Origin of the sequence: Dietzia sp. SLG310A2-38A2, assembly GCF_014145095.1 — a bacterium.
In the GTDB taxonomy this organism is placed as follows: Bacteria; Actinomycetota; Actinomycetes; order Mycobacteriales; family Mycobacteriaceae; genus Dietzia.
In genome coordinates this window covers 1-2526 of record NZ_JAALDX010000413.1, presented here as the reverse complement: position 1 = coordinate 2526, position 2526 = coordinate 1, and the positions used below count along the sequence as shown (strand labels likewise).

General features: G+C 71.1%; 2 protein-coding genes and 3 pseudogenes. 1 reads left to right on the top strand and 4 read right to left on the bottom strand.

What is annotated here, in order from left to right:
• The 4 genes and pseudogenes from G6027_RS19515 to G6027_RS14055 form a co-directional block, all read right to left on the bottom strand.
• Positions 1-188 (bottom strand): annotated as a pseudogene (locus G6027_RS19515) (NADP-dependent oxidoreductase); the annotation flags it as partial.
• A gap of 65 nt (positions 189-253) precedes the next feature.
• Positions 254-695: pseudogene (locus G6027_RS19510) on the bottom strand (YfcE family phosphodiesterase).
• Between the two features lie 93 nt (positions 696-788).
• Positions 789-1628 (bottom strand): LmeA family phospholipid-binding protein, encoded by an 840-nt coding sequence (locus G6027_RS14060; protein WP_182637714.1) that lies wholly within the window; start codon positions 1626-1628, stop codon positions 789-791.
• A 78-nt stretch (positions 1629-1706) separates the two neighbouring features.
• Positions 1707-2207 (bottom strand): DUF2505 domain-containing protein, encoded by a 501-nt coding sequence (locus tag G6027_RS14055; protein ID WP_182637713.1) that lies wholly within the window; start codon positions 2205-2207, stop codon positions 1707-1709.
• Between the two features lie 39 nt (positions 2208-2246).
• On the opposite strand from G6027_RS14055, the pseudogene murB reads away from it, so the two are divergent.
• A pseudogene (gene murB / locus G6027_RS14050) lies at positions 2247-2526 on the top strand (UDP-N-acetylmuramate dehydrogenase); the annotation flags it as partial.

The window sequence follows — 2526 nt, the reverse complement described above, 5'->3', positions numbered from 1 at the left end:
GGCGGCTGCCCGAGGAACCCGCCGTTCTCGCGGTGCTTCCAGTCGGTGGGGTTGACGCTGGTGGCCTTGACCCGCACCAGAATCTCGTTGGTGCGCGGTTCGGGGCGGGGATGGTCGACGACGACGAGGACCTCCGGTCCGCCGAGGGATTGCTGGGTCACGGCACGCATGGTGGCTTCGGTGGTCATACACCCCAGGGTGGCAGAATCCGCCGACCGCCGCCCGGCTCGACCTGGCGGTTGCCCGGCTCGACCTACCGGTTCCGCGGAAGCCGGTGCAGTTCGACCTCGCCCACCGCGCCGTCCGCGGGCTCCTGCACACAGGCCGGGCGCCGCGGTGTCCCACGGGATGTGCGAGTGACCGAACACCAGGACGTCGGTGTCCGGATAGGCCTCGACCATGCGCCTGTCCCGGCCCGCCGAGGGACCGGTCTCGTGCACCACAGCCAGACGCACCCCCTCGAGGGTCACGCGCGCCACCTCGGGCAGCCGCTCGCGCAGTTCGGGTCCGTCGTTGTTACCCCAGCACGCGACCAACCGCGTGGAACGGTCCTCCACCGCCTCGAGAAGCGCCACATCCATCCAGTCGCCGGCGTGGATCACCACGTCCGCGTCGTCGACCTCGTCCCACACCTGCGGCGGGAGGTCACGGGCGCGCGTCGGGACGTGGGTGTCGGCGATGATCAGCAGGCGCATGGGCCCAAGTGTGCCGCGAGCGGCACTGTCGTTGCCGGGCGGCCGCGAGCCGCACCGTCGACTACCGGGCGGCCGCGCGACTGGCGTCGTCGACTACCGAGTCGACTCCAGGATCACATCGCGTCCGCTGAGGTCCACGACCATACCGCCCGGGACCACGCGGACCCCGGTCAACTGGACTCCTTCGGGGAGTTCGGCGAGCGCGGAGTCCATCATCGAGATGGTGCCACCGAGCAGCTCGGGCGGCAGCGCGAAGCCGAGGATCGAGGCCTGCGACGGATCCATCTCCAGGTTCCCGCCGATCAACCGGGGGGTCACGATCGCCTCGGCGAGGCCGCTCACGGAGACGCGGAGAGTGCCCGAGGCCGGGTCCGAGACGATCTCCTGCACCTGGATCAGACCGCCGAGCATGCTGTCGCCGGTGGATTCCTGCTGCGCGGCGGTGGACATGGCCTGGTCGGAGACGAAGGCGGTCCCGGTCAGCGAGTCCACGTAGGTGAGGTCGTCGGCCGTGCTGACCCCCTCGGCGGTGATGTCGATCGCCGGCGCGGGGCCGTTCCCGCCTTCTGCCGGGTTGCCATCGGTGGTGATGCGGACGGTGCCCAGGTCGCCGCCGAAGTACGACAGGATCACCGGGCGCGCGCCCAACTCGACCTGCGCCGGGCTGCCGAGAGAGGCCGTGACCTCATCCTGGATCTGGTTCTCGACCGCGTTGCGGGTGCCGAACTCGAGCCCCACCACCCCCGCTATCAGGCCGACCACCGCGATCGCGGCGATCAGGGCGATCATCGGACCGCGACGCTTGCCGCCGGTATCGGCACGGTCGGACCGATCACCTGCCGGTGCAGTGGCGAACTGCTGGGTCTCGGCGTGCTGGACGCCGGGTCGGTCGTGGGCGGGGAATCGCTGGGTGTCGTCGTGCCGCGGCTGCATTCCGCCCATTGTCGCCGATGCCGGCCCGGATCGCAGAACCCTAGGTCAGGCCCGTGCCAGCGCCGTGCCAACGCGGTGTCAGCGTGCGGCGGTCCAGCGGTTGAGGTGCTGGGTCTCGGCGTCGAAGAACCGGGTGAGGTGGGACACGACCAGCTTCTCCAGCTTGCCGCCCAGCAGTGGGACGGACACCTTGACCTGGCCCGTCGCGGACTCCACCACCACGCCGCCCTGCGAGACCGCCTCCGAGCCGCCGTTGATGACCCCCAGCCCGCCGGCGGCCTCCGCGCGGGCGGAGCTCGAGAACCGCTCGCCGTCGAAGTCGGCGTAGGTGGTGGTGCGCACGATGATCAACCGACCGGGCAGGACCTTGCGGGCCACGTCCGGGATGTCCTCGTCCGGGATGTGCTGGGTCAGCGTGACCGTGGTCGAGTCCCCGCTGGTCTCGAACGCGTCGAGGGTGTCGTGGGGGCTGCCGATGGCGGCCATGCGGTCGTGCCAGAAGGCCTCGTCGCCGTACGAGGTGAACACGGTCTCGAGGTGGGCGTCGATGTGGGCCGAGTGGGAGAAGCGGGTCGCCATGGGGTCAAACCCTACAAGGGGCCGGTTACTCTCGGACGCGTGCTCCCGCCCTCCTCCGATCGCCGCACCGCGGACCAAGCCGACGATGTGATCCGCGGGCTGTCCGCCGTGGCCGATCTCCGCGTGGTCCCCGATTCCCGCCTGGCCGATCTCACCACCCTGCGCATCGGTGGTCGTCCCCGCGCGATGCTGGAGGGTGGGACCGCCGAGGCGGTCACGGCCGCGGTCGGCGCCCTCGACGCCGCCGGCGTACCGGTGCTCGTGCTGGGCGGCGGGTCGAACCTGGTGGTCGCCGGCGGCGACCTCGACATGGTGGTGG

Coding starts and splice junctions, on each gene's coding strand:
- G6027_RS14055 (WP_182637713.1), bottom strand. CDS start 2,207: ATGGCGACCCGCTTCTCCCACTCGGCCCACATCGACGCCCACCTCGAG.
- G6027_RS14060 (WP_182637714.1), bottom strand. CDS start 1,628: ATGCAGCCGCGGCACGACGACACCCAGCGATTCCCCGCCCACGACCGA.